This is a genomic window from Nocardioides sp. Z22_16 (assembly GCF_058134365.1).
Genome location: NZ_JBYTTI010000002.1, coordinates 773,914 through 789,945, shown reverse-complemented (window position 1 = coordinate 789,945; position 16,032 = coordinate 773,914). Strand labels below are relative to the sequence as shown.

The 16,032-nt window shown below is 72.7% G+C and carries 20 protein-coding genes; 9 read left to right on the top strand and 11 right to left on the bottom strand.

What is annotated here, in order from left to right; all coding sequences use genetic code 11:
* Positions 1 to 35 precede the first annotated feature (35 nt).
* The 5 genes from gdhA to AC3X7R_RS08015 form a co-directional block, all read right to left on the bottom strand.
* A complete protein-coding gene (gdhA, locus tag AC3X7R_RS08035) occupies positions 36 to 1,376 on the bottom strand; it encodes an NADP-specific glutamate dehydrogenase (protein ID WP_489965141.1) in 1,341 nt (446 codons plus the stop codon).
* A 66-nt stretch (positions 1,377 to 1,442) separates the two neighbouring features.
* Positions 1,443 to 2,156, bottom strand: coding sequence for an SDR family oxidoreductase (locus AC3X7R_RS08030; RefSeq protein ID WP_489965062.1), 714 nt, complete (start codon positions 2,154 to 2,156; stop codon positions 1,443 to 1,445).
* The gene (locus AC3X7R_RS08025) at positions 2,153 to 3,130 is read right to left on the bottom strand and encodes a zinc-binding dehydrogenase (RefSeq protein ID WP_489965061.1); all 978 of its coding nucleotides are present in this window, start codon (positions 3,128 to 3,130) and stop codon (positions 2,153 to 2,155) included. Before AC3X7R_RS08025 ends, AC3X7R_RS08030 begins: the two co-directional genes overlap by 4 nt.
* Before the next feature lie 45 nt (positions 3,131 to 3,175).
* Positions 3,176 to 4,363, bottom strand: a complete 1,188-nt coding sequence (locus tag AC3X7R_RS08020; protein WP_489965060.1) for an NAD(P)-dependent malic enzyme — start codon at positions 4,361 to 4,363, stop codon at positions 3,176 to 3,178.
* An 88-nt stretch (positions 4,364 to 4,451) separates the two neighbouring features.
* Positions 4,452 to 4,823 carry a S24 family peptidase gene (locus AC3X7R_RS08015; RefSeq protein WP_489965059.1) on the bottom strand — a complete coding sequence of 124 codons (372 nt, stop codon included), beginning with the start codon at positions 4,821 to 4,823 and terminating at the stop codon, positions 4,452 to 4,454.
* Positions 4,824 to 4,888: 65 nt separating this feature from the next.
* Between AC3X7R_RS08015 and sodN the strand changes: the two genes are divergently transcribed.
* From sodN to AC3X7R_RS08000, 3 genes are all read left to right on the top strand, one after another.
* Positions 4,889 to 5,290, top strand: coding sequence for a superoxide dismutase, Ni (gene sodN, locus AC3X7R_RS08010; RefSeq protein WP_489965058.1), 402 nt, complete (start codon positions 4,889 to 4,891; stop codon positions 5,288 to 5,290).
* A 96-nt stretch (positions 5,291 to 5,386) separates the two neighbouring features.
* Positions 5,387 to 5,791, top strand: a complete 405-nt coding sequence (locus AC3X7R_RS08005) for an ATP-binding protein (protein WP_489965057.1) — start codon at positions 5,387 to 5,389, stop codon at positions 5,789 to 5,791.
* 13 nt (positions 5,792 to 5,804) lie between these two features.
* Positions 5,805 to 6,593 carry an RNA polymerase sigma factor SigF gene (locus AC3X7R_RS08000; RefSeq protein WP_489965056.1) on the top strand — a complete coding sequence of 263 codons (789 nt, stop codon included), beginning with the start codon at positions 5,805 to 5,807 and terminating at the stop codon, positions 6,591 to 6,593.
* An 18-nt stretch (positions 6,594 to 6,611) separates the two neighbouring features.
* On the opposite strand, the gene AC3X7R_RS07995 is transcribed toward AC3X7R_RS08000, so the two are convergent.
* The gene (locus tag AC3X7R_RS07995; protein WP_489965055.1) at positions 6,612 to 7,007 is read right to left on the bottom strand and encodes a hypothetical protein; all 396 of its coding nucleotides are present in this window, start codon (positions 7,005 to 7,007) and stop codon (positions 6,612 to 6,614) included.
* Positions 7,008 to 7,197: 190 nt separating this feature from the next.
* Here AC3X7R_RS07995 and AC3X7R_RS07990 point away from each other — a divergent pair, with 190 nt between their 5' ends.
* Positions 7,198 to 7,449, top strand: a complete 252-nt coding sequence (locus tag AC3X7R_RS07990; RefSeq protein WP_011755173.1) for a WhiB family transcriptional regulator — start codon at positions 7,198 to 7,200, stop codon at positions 7,447 to 7,449.
* Between the two features lie 23 nt (positions 7,450 to 7,472).
* Here AC3X7R_RS07990 and AC3X7R_RS07985 read toward each other — a convergent pair whose 3' ends face one another.
* Positions 7,473 to 8,957, bottom strand: coding sequence for a sensor histidine kinase (locus AC3X7R_RS07985; RefSeq protein ID WP_489965052.1), 1,485 nt, complete (start codon positions 8,955 to 8,957; stop codon positions 7,473 to 7,475).
* A 74-nt stretch (positions 8,958 to 9,031) separates the two neighbouring features.
* Between AC3X7R_RS07985 and AC3X7R_RS07980 the strand changes: the two genes are divergently transcribed.
* From AC3X7R_RS07980 to AC3X7R_RS07965, 4 genes are all read left to right on the top strand, one after another.
* Positions 9,032 to 9,880 carry a DUF2785 domain-containing protein gene (locus tag AC3X7R_RS07980; protein ID WP_489965051.1) on the top strand — a complete coding sequence of 283 codons (849 nt, stop codon included), beginning with the start codon at positions 9,032 to 9,034 and terminating at the stop codon, positions 9,878 to 9,880.
* A 58-nt stretch (positions 9,881 to 9,938) separates the two neighbouring features.
* A complete protein-coding gene (locus tag AC3X7R_RS07975; RefSeq protein WP_489965049.1) occupies positions 9,939 to 11,597 on the top strand; it encodes an acetolactate synthase in 1,659 nt (552 codons plus the stop codon).
* A 35-nt stretch (positions 11,598 to 11,632) separates the two neighbouring features.
* The gene (locus AC3X7R_RS07970; RefSeq protein ID WP_489965048.1) at positions 11,633 to 12,055 is read left to right on the top strand and encodes a thioesterase family protein; all 423 of its coding nucleotides are present in this window, start codon (positions 11,633 to 11,635) and stop codon (positions 12,053 to 12,055) included.
* A 66-nt stretch (positions 12,056 to 12,121) separates the two neighbouring features.
* Complete coding sequence (locus AC3X7R_RS07965; RefSeq protein ID WP_369759046.1) at positions 12,122 to 12,196, top strand: 50S ribosomal protein bL37; 75 nt, start codon at positions 12,122 to 12,124, stop codon at positions 12,194 to 12,196.
* Positions 12,197 to 12,301: 105 nt separating this feature from the next.
* On the opposite strand, the gene rsrA is transcribed toward AC3X7R_RS07965, so the two are convergent.
* The 4 genes from rsrA to AC3X7R_RS07945 form a co-directional block, all read right to left on the bottom strand.
* Positions 12,302 to 12,562 carry a mycothiol system anti-sigma-R factor gene (gene rsrA / locus AC3X7R_RS07960; protein ID WP_489965047.1) on the bottom strand — a complete coding sequence of 87 codons (261 nt, stop codon included), beginning with the start codon at positions 12,560 to 12,562 and terminating at the stop codon, positions 12,302 to 12,304.
* Positions 12,559 to 13,173 (bottom strand): sigma-70 family RNA polymerase sigma factor, encoded by a 615-nt coding sequence (locus AC3X7R_RS07955; protein ID WP_489965046.1) that lies wholly within the window; start codon positions 13,171 to 13,173, stop codon positions 12,559 to 12,561. Before AC3X7R_RS07955 ends, rsrA begins: the two co-directional genes overlap by 4 nt.
* Positions 13,174 to 13,239: 66 nt before the next feature.
* Complete coding sequence (locus tag AC3X7R_RS07950) at positions 13,240 to 13,887, bottom strand: alpha/beta hydrolase family protein (protein ID WP_489965045.1); 648 nt, start codon at positions 13,885 to 13,887, stop codon at positions 13,240 to 13,242.
* Entirely contained in the window at positions 13,884 to 14,684 is an 801-nt protein-coding gene (locus tag AC3X7R_RS07945; protein ID WP_489965044.1) for an SOS response-associated peptidase, read from the bottom strand. The genes AC3X7R_RS07950 and AC3X7R_RS07945 overlap by 4 nt, the downstream gene beginning before the upstream one ends.
* Positions 14,685 to 14,737: 53 nt before the next feature.
* On the opposite strand from AC3X7R_RS07945, the gene aroA reads away from it, so the two are divergent.
* Positions 14,738 to 16,021, top strand: a complete 1,284-nt coding sequence (gene aroA / locus AC3X7R_RS07940; protein WP_489965043.1) for a 3-phosphoshikimate 1-carboxyvinyltransferase — start codon at positions 14,738 to 14,740, stop codon at positions 16,019 to 16,021.
* The last annotated feature ends 11 nt before the right edge of the window (positions 16,022 to 16,032 follow it).

The window sequence follows — 16,032 nt, the reverse complement described above, 5'->3', positions numbered from 1 at the left end:
GGCGTCCGTCCAGTGGGCCCGGCGTGCCCGGTGCCTCAGATGACGCCCATCGCCAGCATCGCGTCGGCGACCTGGCAGAAGCCCGAGATGTTGGCCCCGGCCACGTAGTCGCCCGGCACGCCGTACTCGTCGGCGGTGGTGACGCACTGCAGGTGGATGCCGGCCATGATGTCGGCCAGACGCTCCTCGGTGTGCTCGAAGGTCCAGCGGTCGCGCGAGGCGTTCTGCTGCATCTCCAGGGCACTGGTGGCCACGCCCCCGGCGTTCGCCGCCTTGCCGGGCGCGAAGAGGACCCCGGCGGAGCGGAGGAGGTCGACGGCCCCCGGCGTGGTGGGCATGTTGGCCCCCTCGGCCACCACCTGCACGCCGTGGCGCACCAGGGTGCGGGCCGCCTCCTCGGGAAGCTCGTTCTGGGTGGCACAGGGCAGCGCCACGTCGCAGGGCACGTCCCAGACGGAGCCGCCCTCGACGTGCCGCGCTCCCGCTCCGCGCAGCTCGGCGTACTCGCTGATCCGCGCCCGGCGCACCTCCTTGACCTCGCGCAGCAGCTCGAGGTCGATCCCGGCCTCGTCCACCACGTACCCGCCGGAGTCCGAGACCGCGACGACGGTGCCGCCGAGCTGGTGGACCTTCTGCACGGCGTAGATGGCGACGTTGCCGGAGCCGGAGACGACCACCCGCTTGCCGTCGAAGGAGGAGCCGCGGGCACGCAGCATCTCGTCGACGAAGAAGACCGTGCCGTAGCCGGTCGCCTCGGTCCGCGCCTTGGAGCCGCCCCAGGTGATGCCCTTCCCGGTGAGCACCCCCGACTCGTAGCGGTTGGTGATCCGCTTGTACTGGCCGAAGAGGTAGCCGATCTCCCGGCCGCCCACCCCGGTGTCGCCGGCCGGGACGTCGGTGTACTCGCCGAGGTGGCGGTAGAGCTCGGTCATGAACGACTGGCAGAACCTCATCACCTCACCCTCCGAGCGCCCCTTGGGGTCGAAGTCGGAGCCGCCCTTGCCGCCACCGATCGGCATGCCGGTGAGCGCGTTCTTGAAGACCTGCTCGAAGCCCAGGAACTTCACGATCCCCAGGTAGACGCTCGGGTGGAAGCGGAGGCCGCCCTTGTAGGGCCCCAGCGCCGAGTTGAACTCGACCCGGAAGCCGCGGTTGATCCGCACCGTGCCCTGGTCGTCCACCCACGGGACCCGGAAGATGATCTGCCGCTCGGGCTCGCAGATGCGCTCGATGATCGAGGCCTCCACGTACTCGGGACGCTTCTCCACGACCGGGCTCAGGCTCTCCAGGACCTCGTGGACGGCCTGGTGGAACTCGAGCTCGCCCTGGTTGCGGTGCAGGACCTCGGCGTAGACGGGTTCGAGGGCGGGGTGCAGGGGGCTCACGGGGGACTTCCTTGGTGTGTCAGACGCTGCACGGGCAGCGCTCCGGGGTGTGCGGCCTCAGGCCGGGGTGGGCTTCGGCGACGTGCGGACGGTCACGTCCGGGATCGTCGCGTCGGCAGGCAGGTCGAGCACGTGGCAGATCGTCTCCGCCACCGACTCGGGGCTGAGGAAGGCGGAGGGGTCGTACTTCCGCCCTTCCTGCCGGTGCACGAGCTCCTGCATGGGTGTGGCGGTGCGGCTCGGGTAGACGGAGGTGACCCGCACGCCATGGCGGACCTCCTCGGCCCTCACCGCGTCGGCGAACGCCCGCAGGCCTGCCTTGGACGCCGCGTAGGCCGACCAGTGCGGGTTGGCGGAGTGCACCGCCGTGGAGTTGACCAGGACGACGCTGCCGCGCGCGGCCCGCAGCGCCGGGAGCACCGCCCGGGTGAGGCGGGCCGGGGATGCCAGGTTGACCTGGAGCTGCTCCTGCCAGGCGTCCGCGTTGAGGCTGGCCACCGGACCGAGGTGGACGACACCGGCGCAGTGCACCAGGGAGTCGAGCCTCTCCATCTCCGCCAGCACGGAGCCGGCCGTGGCCACCGCCTCCGGCTGGGACAGGTCGACGACGTGGCAGGCGTGCCCGGGCAGCTCGGCCTGCATCTCCTCGGCGCGCCGGTGCGTCCGCGCCAGCATCACCAGGCGGTCGCCGCGGGCCGAGAGCATGCGCGCCAGCGCCAGGCCGATGCCGGAGCCGGCACCGGTGACCAGGTGGGTCCGCGGCGCCGTCATCGGGTCAGTACGACCTTGCCGAAGAGGTCGCCGCGACTCATCGCCTCGAACGCCTCGAACGCCTTCTCCATCGGGAGCGTCCGGTCGACCAGCGGCCGGGTGCCGGTGGCGTCGAGCATCGCCACCAGCGAGGCCAGCTCGGCACGCGTCCCCATCGTGGAGCCGATGACCTGCAGCTGGAGGAAGAAGATCCGGGTCAGCTCGGCGTCGTCGGGCTGAGGGCCGCTCGTGGCCCCGCTGATCACGACCTTGCCGCCGGGACGCAGCGCCCGGATCGAGTGCGACCAGGTCGCCCGCCCCACGGTCTCCATCACCGCGTCGACCTTCTGCGGCAGTCGGGCACCGGACTCGAAGACCTCGTGCGCCCCGATCTCCAGCGCCCGCGCCCGCTTGCCCTCGTCCCGGGAGGTCGCGAGGACGCGGAGCCCGCCGGCCCGCGCGAGGGTGATCAGGGCGGTGGCGACGCCGCCACCGGCGCCCTGGACGAGCACCGAGTCCCCGGCCTTCAGCCCGCCCTGGGTGAAGAGCATGCGGTAGGCGGTCAGCCAGGCGGTCGGCAGGCACGCCGCCTCCTCGAAGGAGAGCGAGGGTGGCTTGGGGACGACGTTGCGGCGGGGCACGACCACCTTGTCGGCGAAGGTGCCCTGGTGCCGCTCGGAGAGCAGGGAACGGCGCGGGTCCAGGGTCTCGTCCCCTGACCAGTCGGGGTCGCTGATCACGGCGTGGACCACGACCTCGTTGCCGTCCTCGTCGTGGCCGGCGGCGTCACAGCCCAGGATCATGGGCAGGGCCTCCTCGCGCAGCCCGACGCCCTGCAGGGACCACAGGTCGTGGTGGTTGAGGGAGGCCGCCTTCACCGTGACGGTGGTCCACCCCTCCGGGGCCACGGGGTCGGGACGCTCCCCCACCACCAGGCCGGCCAGGGGCTCGGCGGAGTCACGGGGCGCGAACGAGTCGGCGTACACGGCGAACATGCCCCGAGGTTATCCCTCGCCGGCCCCAGGACCCGAGCCGGGCACTCAGCGCCGGGCGACCCCGTCACGGCGCGCGGCCGCGGCGACGGCCGCCGACACCGCCGGCCCGACCCTCGGGTCGAACGGCGAGGGGATCACGTAGTCGGCGGCGAGCTCGTCGCCGACCAGCTCGGCGAGGGCCTCGGCCGCTGCCAGCTTCATGCCCTCGGTGATGGCCGTGGCGTGCACGTCGAAGGCGCCGCGGAAGATGCCGGGGAAGGCGAGCACGTTGTTGATCTGGTTGGGGAAGTCCGAGCGCCCGGTGGCGACGACCCTGGCGTGGCGGTGCGCCACCTCGGGGTGGACCTCGGGGTGCGGGTTGGCGAGGCCGAAGATGATGGCGTCGTCGGCCATGGTGGCCACCACCTCCTCCGGCACGGTGCCGCCCGAGACGCCGATGTAGACGTCGGCTCCGCGCATCACCTCGGCGAGGGGGCCGCTGCGCCCGAACCGGTCGGCGGTGTCGCGGGCCAGGGCCGCCTTGACGGGGGTCAGGTCCGCGCGCTCGGAGTTGAGGACGCCCTGCCGGTCGACGATGGCGAGGTCCTCCAGACCGGCCTCGAGGAGGATCCGGGCGACGGCGACGCCCGCCGCGCCGGCACCGGAGATCACCACCCGGGTCCCGGCCGGGGTACGGCCCGTGAGCCGCAGCGCGTTGGTCAGGGCGGCGAGCGCCACCACCGCGGTGCCGTGCTGGTCGTCGTGGAAGACCGGGATGTCGAGCATCTCCTTGAGCCGGTCCTCGATCTCGAAGCACCGCGGGGCCGAGATGTCCTCCAGGTTGATCCCACCGAAGCTCGGCGCGAGCCGGGCCACCGTCTCGATGATCTCCTCCACGTCGGTGGTCGCCAGGGCGATCGGCACCGCGTCCACACCGCCGAACTGCTTGAAGAGGACGGCCTTGCCCTCCATCACCGGCATCGCCGCGGCGGGCCCGATGTCGCCGAGCCCCAGCACGGCGGTCCCGTCGGTGACGACCGCCACGGTGTTGGGGACCCAGGTGTAGTGCTGGGTCATGGCCGGGTCCTCCGCGATCGCCTCGCAGACGCGGGCCACGCCGGGGGTGTAGGCGAGGGCGAGCGCCTCGGGGCCGTCGAGCTCGACGGTGGAGACCGTCTCGAGCTTGCCGCCTACGTGGAGGTCGAACACCGGATCGCCGAGGAACGGGTGGGCCGGATCGGGTGCGTCAACCATGGCGGCGATTCTTCCACGCGCCCTCCGGCGGCCGACGACCGTGTCCGAAGGTCCCGTCGCGAGGCGCCCCGGAGCGGGTCTCCCCGGGCTACTCCGGGGCTCTGCGCCACCAGCGAGGACGGGGCCAGACCCGTGCCAGCACCACCGCGTGGACGGCGGCCTCCGCGACCGGGCCGCGGTGCCGGGAGTCGACGCCCACCTCCGGGTCCTCGCTGAGCAGCCACCACCCGGGGCGGCCGTCGCGCAACGGCCGTCGCGACTCCGCGCGCTTCACCGCGAGCGTCCCGTCGGCGAGCGTCGCGAGGACCAGGTCGCCCGGACGGACCCGGGCGCCGTACCGCACCACCAGCCGGTCACCCGGCCGCAGCACGGGAACCATCGAGGCTCCCCGCACCCGGGCCAGGCCGACCGCATGGCCTCGTCCCGACGGGGTACCACCCCACTGACCGGCACCGCTCACGCGAGTAGTGTCGCAGTCGACCATCACGACTGCTGCACCATGAGCACGACCGAGAGGAACGTTTGATGTTCTCCCGCTTCATCGCCCCCACCGTCGAGGCCTCGGCACACTGCGACCTGCCCTGCGGCGTCTACGACCCGGCGCAGGCCCGCATCGAGGCCGAGTCGATCAAGCAGATCATCGCCAAGGTCGCCGACAACGCAGACCCTGACTTCCGCACCCGCGCCATCCTGATCAAGGAGCAGCGCTCCGAGCTCGTCAAGCACCACCTCTGGGTGCTGTGGACCGACTACTTCAAGCCGCCGCACTTCGAGAAGTACCCGCAGCTGCACACCCTCATCAACGAGGCCACCAAGCTCGCCGGGGCCTCCGGCACCAAGGGTGAGCTCGACGCCGCCAAGGCCGACCAGCTGCTGGCCAAGATCGACGAGATCGCCGACATCTTCTGGGAGACCAAGAAGGCCTGACCGGTTCAGACCACTGGTGGGGCGGGTCGTTCTTCGGACGCCCGTCCCCACTAAGGTCTGGGCACGGTTCGACGGAGCGAGGACGGTAGGACGACGATGAGTGACAGCAGCACCGCTCGCAAGGCGGAGGTCGAGCTCAGGCTGCCCGCCGACGGCGCCTACGCCTCCGTCCTGCGCACGACCACCGCCGGGCTGGCCGCCCGCCTCGACTTCACCCTCGACGACATCGAGGACCTGCGGATCGCCATCGGCGAGGCCGGCGCCATGGTGCTGCCGGAGGCCGACGAGGGCTCGGACCTGACGTGCCGCTTCTACCTGGAGCCGCACTCGATGGTCATCGAGATCTCGGTCGAGTGCCACCACCCCCCGGAGTCGGACACCGACTCGTTCGCCTGGCAGGTGCTGAGCACGCTGGCCGGCGAGACCAAGGTCTTCACCGAGGACGATCGCCTCACCGTCAGGCTCTCGATGGCCTCGAGCATAAGCGAGGCCGACCTCTGAGATGGTCGTGGAGATGGGGGACTCCGACGCGGCACAGCCCACAGCTCTCGAGCTGACGCGTCAGCGCAGCGCTGAGCTCTTCGGCGAGCTGCGCGCTGCCGAGCCGCAGTCGGCTACGGCCCTCGTCTCTCGCGACGAGCTGGTGCACCTGCACCTGGCGCTCGTCGAGCACTGCGCGCGCCGCTTCCGCAACCGCGGGGAGCCGTTCGAGGACCTCGTCCAGGTCGGCACGATCGGTCTCATCAAGGCGATCGACCGGTTCGAGACCGACCGGGGCGTGGAGTTCTCCACCTACGCCACCCCGACGATCATCGGCGAGATCAAGCGCCACTTCCGGGACAAGGGGTGGGCGATCCGGGTGCCGCGCCGGCTCCAGGAGCTGCGCATGCAGATCACCTCCACGACCGGTGAGCTCAGCCAGTCCCTGGGGCGCTCCCCCACCCCTCGTGAGCTGGCGGAGGCCATCGGCTGCTCGGTCGAGGAGATCGTGGAGGGGATCGAGTCCTCCAACGCCTACGCGACGCTCTCCCTGGACGCCGGCGACGACCACGACGAGGGCCCCTCCATCCTGGACGCCCTGGGTGTCCAGGACACCAACCTGGAGCACGTCGAGATCCGCGAGTCCATCAAGCCCCTGCTGCAGGGGCTGGGCGCCCGGGAGAAGAAGATCCTGCTGCTCCGCTTCTTCAAGAACATGACCCAGTCGCAGATCGCCAGCGAGATCGGGGTCTCGCAGATGCACGTCTCGCGTCTGCTCAGCCGGACCCTCGACCAGCTGCGCGCCTCGCTCGAGTCCGACTGACCCCGCCGGGGCCCGGCCTCAGACCCGCTGCTCGGCGTCGGAGTCGGCGTCGAGCGCGCGCAGGCTGGCGGGGTGGAAGATCCCGGCCAGCACGACGATCGCCACCACCGCGAGCGCCCCGGCCAGGAGCGGGTTCCCGGCATACCAGCTCCACGCGACGCCCAGCTGGATGAGCTGCGCGAGCACCAGCGGGCTGCGGCCCCAGGTCTCCCGGTGCCAGGTGCCTCGGGCGCAGACGAGCAGGCCGAGGCCGTACCCGGCGAAGAAGACGGCGGTCGTGAGTCCCATCGTGAGGCGGCCCGTGTCCAGGGAGAGCAGCTCGACCACCGCGAGCCCGAGCATGACCACGGCCTCGACGGCCACGAGGAGCAGGGCGAGCGCCAGAGGCAGGGGCACGGGAAGGAAGTTCTTCACCCTGTCCACTGTAGTTGTGACCGATGTGACGTCCCCAAAGGGTTGTGCGGCGGCAGATCTCTTGCGAGTCTTGGAGACGCGCTTGCCACGGCGTTTCTTGCCGTGCAACCCCGAGCCCTCTCAGCCCCAGCGACTAGATGAGAACCGACTCGTCGCTCCCCCTAACCCAAGGAATGAGGAACCCTCAGCCATGGATTGGCGCCATCGCTCTGCCTGCCTCGACGAGGACCCCGAGCTGTTCTTCCCGATCGGCAACACGGGCCCGGCGATCCTCCAGATCGAGGAGGCCAAGCAGGTGTGCCGACGGTGCGAGGTCCGGGAGCAGTGCTTGGCCTGGGCCCTCGAGGCCGGGCAGGACCACGGCGTCTGGGGTGGCCTCAGCGAGGACGAGCGGCGCGCGCTCAAGCGGCGCAACGCCCGCGCCCGGGTGCGCACCGCCTGAGCGCCGGCGACCTCCCCTAGCCGTCACGAGCGCGGGAACGCGTCGACCGGGACGTCGACCACCACCCGGGTGCCACCCTCGGGCCCCGCGCCCATGGTGAGCTGCCCGCCGAGCTCCGACTCCACCAGCGTCCGCACGATGGAGAGGCCGAGGTTGGTGGAGACGTCCAGGTCGAACCCCCCGGGCAGGCCGGCGCCGTCGTCGGACACCGTGAGGTGGAGCCGGCCGACGCTCGTGCGCGCCTCCACCACGATGAGTCCGGGCACGCCGTCGTCCTCCTCGTAGCCGTGCTCGACCGCGTTCTGCAGGACCTCCGTCAGCACCATCGCCAACGGCGTCGCCGCCTCCGAGGCCAGGTGGCCGAACGATCCCCGGCGCTCCACCCGCACCCGGTCCCCGGCCACGCTCACGTCGGTGACCATGCGTCCGAGCCGGTCCGCGATCTCGTCGAAGTCGACGCTCTCCTCCACCGCCTGGCTCAGCGTCTCGTGCACGATGGCGATCGAGCCCACCCGGCGCACCGCCTCCTCGAGCGCCGAGCGGGCCTCGGGCTGGTCGATCCGGCGGGCCTGGAGGCGCAGCAGCGCCGCCACCGTCTGCAGGTTGTTCTTCACCCGGTGGTGGATCTCGCGGATGGTGGCGTCCTTGGTGACCAGCTCGCGCTCGCGGCGGCGCAGGTCGGTGACGTCGCGCAGCAGGACCAGGGCCCCGATGTGCTCCCCGCGCGGGCGCAGGGGCACCGCGCGCACCACCACCGAGACGTCGTCGGTGACCAGCTCGGTGTCGCGGTGGGCCCGTCCGCCCAGGACCGCGCTGATGATCTCCTCGTCGGGCCGCCGTCGCGGCGGGACCAGGCTGCGGGTCAGGTCGGCCAGCACCACCCCGGCGAGGTCGCCGGTCAGGCCGAGCCGCCGGTAGACCGAGAGCGCGTTGGGGCTGGCGTAGGTGACACGGCCGGAAGCGTCGACCCGGAGGAACCCGTCCCCCACCCGCGGTGCGTCCACGTCGTCGCTGCGCTGGCCGGTGTGCGGGAAGTGGCCGCGGGCGATCATCTGGGCGAGGTCGGAGGCGGTCTCGAGGTAGGCGAGCTCCAGCCTGCTCGGCGTCCGGACCCCGAGCAGGTTTGTGTTGCGGGCGATGACGGCGATCACCCGCTCGGCGCGCCGCACCGGGATCGTCTCCACCCGCACCGGCACGTCGTCACGCCACTCCGGGTCCCCCTCGCGGACCAGACGCCCCTGTTCCAGTGCCATGTCCAGCATCCGCCGTCGCCCGACGGGCACGAAGGTCCCCACCACGTCGTCCACCAGGGCGGTGGGGCCGGTGGTGGGTCGCATCTGCCCACCCGCCCAGAACCCCCGGCCGTCCCGGTCCGGCAGCCACAGCACCAGGTCGGCGAAGGAGAGGTCCGCGATGATCTGCCAGTCGGCCATCAACAGCGAGAGCCAGCTCACGTCGTCGGTGTCGAGGTCGGTGTGGGCGCGCACCAGTTCGGTCAGCGAGGGCACCTCGACACCCTAGGCCCCCTCCCGGCCGAGGCACACCGCACCTCGGACAGCGGACGGGCTGGCAGGATGGGGACATGTCGAGGGGGTACTGGCGCGAGGTGGTCTCGGACGGGTTGACCGTGCCGACGGACCGCCCGTTGGACGAGCTGACCGCGGAGCTCACGACCATGCTGGGCTCCCCCGATCCCGAGCAGCGCGACGGGATCGCCTACCCGGCCCTCACCACCTGGCTGCAGCGTGGCGTCTACGACGACCTGCTCGCGGGCCTCGGCGACGGGATGGCCACCGGTCTGGAGGTCGGGCTCGGCGAGGAGGGGACCGACTCGGTCTTCCGGCGCAGCTGGTCGGTGCGGGTGCTGGCCGAGGTACTGGCCCGCGACAGCACGGAGCGGCTCCTCACCGCGGACCAGGTGCTGCGCTGGGGCGACCGCGTGGCGACCTGGCTGGTCCGCGAGCGTGACCTGCGCGGCTGGGTGCCGGGCAGCGGGTGGGCGCGGGCGGTCGCCCACGGCGCCGACGCCCTCGCCGCCCTCGCGGAGTCGCCCCACCTCGGTGCGCTCGAGCAGACCGTCCTCCTCGACGTGATCGCCGACCGTCTGGTGGGCACCCGGCGGGTGATGACCGACGGCGCGCCCGACCGGCTCGCGCGGGCCACCATGACGATCCTGCGGCGCGAGCTCGTCCCCGTGCCGGTGCTGGAGCCCTGGGTCACCCGGATCGCCGTCCACGCCTCCCCGCGCGGCGTCGGCGGCGCGGCCTCGCCCGACGAGGACCCGCTGGTGCGCTCCGCGGCCTGCCAGACGTTCCTGCGCGCGCTCCACCTCCAGCTCCTGCTCGCCCCCGACCCGCCCCGGAGCCGCTCCGATCTCCTGCTGGTCGTGGTGGACGCGCTACGGAGCACCAACGCCGAGCACCTGCACTGAGCGCACGAACCGGCAGGGGACCCCGCGCCGGGCGTTACGTATGAGTAACCTCGGTCACATGACCAACGAAGAGATCTCCGGCCACGCCGGTGAGCTGGCCGTCGCGGCCGCCCGGGCCCACGGCGTCGAGACGATGTTCACCCTCTCCGGGGCCCACGTGTTCCCGATGTACGACGGGGCCGTGAAGGCCGACCCGCCGATGCGGCTGCTCGACGTGCGCCACGAGCAGACGGCCGCGTTCGCGGCGGAGGCCACCGGCAAGCTCACCCGCACGCCGGGTCTCGCCGTCCTGACCGCCGGCCCGGGCGTGACCAACGGGATCAGCGCCATCGCCCAGGCCCAGTTCGCCGGCTCGCCCATGGTCGTGGTCGGCGGCCGTGCGCCCGCCAACCGCTGGGGCACCGGAAGCCTCCAAGAGCTCGACCACGTGCCGATCATCGCGCCGGTCGCCAAGCTCGCCCGCACGCTGCCCACCGCCGGCGACGTGCTGGGCGGGATGGACGAGGCCTTCCGGGCGGCCGGCAGCTCGCACCGCGGCCCGGTCTTCGTCGACGTGCCGATGGACGAGTTCTTCAACAGCGCCTCGGGGCCGCTGCCGACCGGCGCTCCGAGCACCGCGGTCGAACCGGACCCGGACGCCGTGCAGCGGATCGCCCGGATGCTCGCCGAGGCCTCCCGGCCGGTCCTGGTCCTGGGCACCGACGTCTGGGCCGACGGCGCCGAGGAGGCGGCTCTGCGCCTCGTCGAGTCCGCAGGGATCCCGACCCTCACCAACGGCATGGGCCGCGGCCTCGTGCCCGGCGGCCACCCCCTGCTCGTCACCAAGGCGCGGGGCCAGGCCCTCGGCAACAGCGACCTCGTCGTGGTCGTCGGGACCCCGCTCGACTTCCGGCTCGGGTACGGCGTCTTCGGCGGCAAGGACGGCGCGCCGGCCGCCCAGGTGGTGCACGTAGCCGACTCCCCCGGCCAGCTCTCCGGCCACGCGGACCTGGCCGACTCCGTCAGCGGAGACCTGACCCTGGTGCTCGACGGCCTGGCCGCCGGGCTCGAGCGCTCCTCGCGCCGGCCCGACTGGTCCTCGTGGGTCTCCGACCTCCAGTCCACCGTCGCCGCCACCGCGGAGCGCGACCGCGCGCTGCTCACCGCCGAGGCCGACCCGATCCACCCGGCGCGGATCTATGGCGAGCTGGTGCCGCGGCTGGCCGACGACTCCGTGGTGATCGGCGACGGCGGCGACTTCGTCAGCTTCGCCGGCAAGTTCGTGGAGCCCAAGCGACCCGGCGGGTGGCTCGACCCCGGCCCCTACGGCTGCCTCGGTGCCGGCCTCGGCTCCGCGATCGCCGCACGCCTGGCACGCCCCTCGGCCCAGGTGACCCTGCTGCTCGGCGACGGAGCGGCCGGCTTCTCGCTGATGGACGTCGACACCCTGGTCCGCCACAACCTCCCGGTCGTCATGGTGATGGGCAACAACTCGGCCTGGGGCCTGGAGAAGGGCCCCATGCAGATGCTCTACGGCTACGACGTGGTGGCCGACCTGGGGCAGCGGACGGCCTACGACGGCGTGGTCAAGGCCCTGGGCGGCGCCGGCGAGACGGTGACGAACCCGAAGGAGATCGGGCCCGCTCTGGACCGTGCCTACGCCTCCGGGGTGCCCTACCTGGTCAACGTCATCACCGACGTGGACGCGGCGTACCCGCGCAACACGTTCGGCATCTGACCCCCCCCCCCCCCCCCCACCCTCCAGGAGCACCGATGACCCATCACGACGACCCGGCGCCGGCCGGCGGAGCGCCCTCGGCGGCCCTGCGCTTCACCGTCACCGCCGACGACACCGCGGAGGCGGTCGGCAGCGGCAGCCTGGCGGTCCTCGGGACGCCGCGGCTGCTGGCGTGGTTCGAGGCGGCCACCTGCGCCGCCCTCGAGGCAGGCCTCGCCGAGGGGTCAACCAGCGTCGGCACCCGGGTGCAGCTCGAGCACCTCGCGCCGAGCCCGGTGGGCCAGGAGGTGGAGGTGGTCGCGTCCCGCACCTACGTCGACGGGCGGTTGCACCGCTTCGCCGTCTCGGCCCGCCACGTGGTCGAGGGGCGCCCGACGAAGGTGGTGGGCTCCGGTGAGGTCACCCGTGCGGTGGTGGAGGCGGACCGCTTCATGGCCCGGATTTCGCCGGTGGGGTGAGGTTTGCGAGAATGACCCTCGGCCCTTCGCTGTTCGCAGGGTCGACCCCGACCGCAGGAGGACACCATGGGCAAGACCGGACGCAAGCGCCGCGCTCGCAAGAAGAAGGGCGCGAACCACGGCAAGCGCCCCAACGCCTGAGCGCACCAGGCTCACTCCACGCTCGGCGTGGAAGACAGCGAACCCCCAGCCTTCTCGGCCGGGGGTTCGCTGCTTCGTGACGGCTCTGCGGGCGAGCCCGCCGGCTCACTCCTCGGAGAGGCGGATCTGCACCTCGCGGATCTGGCTCAGCACCCGCTCGCGCAGCGCCGAGGGGGCCTGCTCGCGGCAGGAGCGCGCCACCACCGTCTTGACCGTGCGCTGCAGGTCGTAGCGGCCCAGACAGGGACCGCACTCGTCCAGGTGCTTCTGCACCTCGGCGCAGTCGGCGTCGTCGAGCTCGTTGTCGAGGAAGTAGACGATCCGCTCGAGATAGTCGGCGCAGTCCTGGCCGTGCTCGTGGTTCATGAGTCCTTCCCCTTCCCGCTCTTGCCCGCTCCCATCAGGTCGTTCTCCACGACGTAGTCGGCGAGCATGTCACGGAGCTGACGGCGACCCCGGTGCAGACGGGACATCACCGTCCCGATCGGCGTCCCCATGATCTCGGCGATCTCCTTGTAGGGGAACCCCTCCACGTCGGCCAGGTAGACCGCCATCCGGAACTCCTCGGGCAGCCGCTGCAGGGCGACCTTCACCTGGGAGTCGGGGAGGCGCTCCAGCGCCTCGGTCTCCGCCGACTTGAGGCCGCTGGAGGTGTGGGACTCGGCGCGCGCGAGCTGCCAGTCCTCCACGTCCTCGGCCATCGACTGCTGCGGCTGGCGCTGCTTCTTGCGGTACGTGTTGATGAAGGTGTTGGTGAGGATCCGGTAGAGCCACGCCTTGAGGTTGGTCCCCGGCTTGAACTGGTGGAAGGAGGCGAACGCCTTGGCGAACGTCTCCTGCACCAGGTCCTCGGCGTCGGCGGGGTTGCGGGTCATCCGCATCGCGGCCGAGTAGAGCTGGTCGAGGTGCTGCAGCGCGTCGCGCTCGAAGCGCGCGGAGCGCTGCGCGTCGGTCTCTTCGGTGAGGGAGTCGTTCATCGGGTCCCACACTAGCGGGACCTCGGACTCCGGGACTGTTGCGAGCACGTCGTCGTCAACAGCGGCTCACCCGGCTCCATTCCCGGCCACCTCCCGGACGATCCAGCCCAGGGTCGCCTCCACGACGATGCCGAGGGCCTCCTCCCCCGAGACGGCGCCACGGGCCGGCACCTTGAAGGAGTGGTCACCGCCGGGGACGACGCACAGGTCGAGGCTGTCGGGGAACTCCTCGGGCCTGCCGAAGGGGTCCCGCTCCCCCTGCACGACGAGGGTGGGCAGGCCGGCCCCCAGCAGCTCGTCGAGGCGGGACCGCTCGGGCCGGCCGGGAGGGTGGAGCGGGAAGGAGAGGGCCAGGACGCCCGAGGCGCCCAGCCGGCGGGCGGTCCGGGCGGCCGAGCGGGCGCCCGCCGAGCGGCCGCCGACCACCAGCGGGGTGCGCACCCGCAGCCGGTCAGAGGCGGCCTCGAGCGCCGCGTCCAGGGTGGGTGGCGGGCCCGCGATCCTGCGGCCGGCGCGCCGCCAGGGCTGCTCCAGGAGCACCACCGTCACCCCGGCCGGGGGCAGCGCACCGGCCAGCGCCTGGAGGTCCGGCGCGTCGATCCCGCCGCCCGCCCCGTGGCTGAGCAGCAGGGTCGCCACGGGCCGCCGCGAGCGGTGGGTGACCAGCCGCGCCTCGCCCACCGGGGTGTCCACGAGCCGCTCCACGGCGCTCATGGCGTCCGCCTCGAGGCGATCTCGTCGACGACGTCGGGACCGATCTCCTCCAGGGGCAGCGGCTCCACCAGGTCCGGCCCGTTGTTGCGGACGTTGCTGACCAGCGTCGAGACCGGGTATGCCTCGAGCCGGCCCGGCGCGGCGGGGCTGAGCAGCCCCCGCAGGTCGGCGCCGCCCACCGTCGGGTCGAGCCAGTCAGCCCACCGGTCGCGCTCCACCGTGAGCGGCATCCGGTCGTGGATGTGGCCCAGGTCGTCCTCGGCCTCGGTGGTGAGCACCGTGCAGGTCCAGCGGAAGCGCGCGGGGTCGTCGTCGGCACGCTCCGGGTCTCTCCAGATCTCGTAGAGGCCCGCCATGGCCAGCACCCCGTGGTCCCGGGGCCGGATGAAGAAGGGCTGCTTGGCGGGCTTCCCCGCCTTCGTCAGCCGCGAGGTCGGATACCACTCGTAGTAGCCGTCGGCGGGGAGCAGGCAGCGACGGGCCGCGAACGCCTTCCGGAAGGCGGGCTTCTCGGTCACCGTCTCCACCCGGGCGTTGATCATCCGGTTGCCGATCGACGGGTCCTTCGCCCAGGAGGGCACCAGGCCCCAGGTCAGCACCCGGAGCTGGCGCTCGGCGGGCGCCTCCTCCTCACCGGGGCCGGCACGTCGGGGCGGGCGCTCCAGGACGGCGTACACCTCCTTGGTGGGCGCCACGTTGTAGTCGGGCGCCAGCGGGGCGGGGACCTGGGGGGAGGCCACCTCGAACTCCTCCACCAGATCCTCGGGACGTCGGCTCGAGGCGTAGCGACCGCACATGACCACCACCCTAGAGGCGTCCCCCGACGAGGCACCGCCACTAGGGTGACCCCGTGACCTCCGCACCCGTCCACGAGCCGGATCCCTGGCCGGCTCCGCGCGCCCGGCAGCCGGTCGACGTCACCGTGTCGCTGCCGGGCAGCAAGTCGCTCACCAACCGGGCGCTGGTGCTCGCCGCCCTCGCCGACGGCCCCAGCGTGCTGCACCGGGCCCTGGCCTCGCGCGACACCCTCCTGATGGCCGACGCGCTGCGCGCCCTCGGCACCGGTGTCGACACCTCCGGGGCAGACTGGGCGGTCGTCCCCGGGGTGCTGCGGGGCGGCGGCCACGTCGACTGCGGCCTGGCCGGCACGGTGATGCGGTTCGTGCCCCCGGTCGCGGGGCTGGCCCTCGGGCAGACCACCTTCGACGGGGACCCGCACATGAGGTCGCGGCCGGTCGGCGAGGTGCTCGGCGCCCTCCGCGGCCTCGGCGTCGAGCTCGACGACGGCGGCCGCGGCTCCTTGCCCTTCTCCGTGCGCGGCACCGGGCGGGTGCGCGGCGGCCGGGTGCAGCTGGACGCCTCCGGCTCCTCCCAGTTCATCTCGGCGCTGCTGCTGGCCGGCGCCCGCTACGACGAGGGTGTCGACGTGGTGCACGAGGGCAGGCCCGTGCCTTCCCTGCCCCACATCGAGATGACGCTCGACATGCTGCGCCGCCACGGGGTCGAGGTCGACGACAGCGCGGCCGACCGCTGGACGGTGGCACCGGGCCCGGTGCACGCGGTCGACCACACCATCGAGCCCGACCTCTCCAACGCCGCGCCGTTCCTGGCGCTCGCGGCGGTCTCGGGCGGCCGGGTCGTGGTCCGCGACTGGCCCCGCTCGACGACCCAGGCCGGAGACGCCCTGCGCGACATCCTCACCCGCATGGGGTGCCGGGTCGGCTGGACCGACGAGGGACTCGAGGTGGTCGGCACCGGAACCCTGTCGGGGGTCGACCTCGACCTCCACGACGTCGGGGAGCTCACCCCCGCGGTCGCGGCACTCTGCGCGCTGGCCGACTCGCCGTCGCACCTGCGCGGCGTCGCCCACATCCGGGCCCACGAGACCGACCGCCTCGCGGCCCTGGCCACCGAGTTGACCGGGCTGGGCGCCCAGGTCACCGAGCGCGAGGACGGCCTCTCCCTGGTCCCCGCCCCGCTGCACGGAGGCGTCTTCCGCACCTATGCCGACCACCGGATGGCTCACGCGGGGGTGATCCTCGGGGCGGCGGTCGACGGGGTCCTGGTCGAGGACGTGGCCACCACCAGCAAGACGTTCCCGGACTTCGCGGCCTTCTGGGCACGATTGTGGTGAGCGGTCGGTGA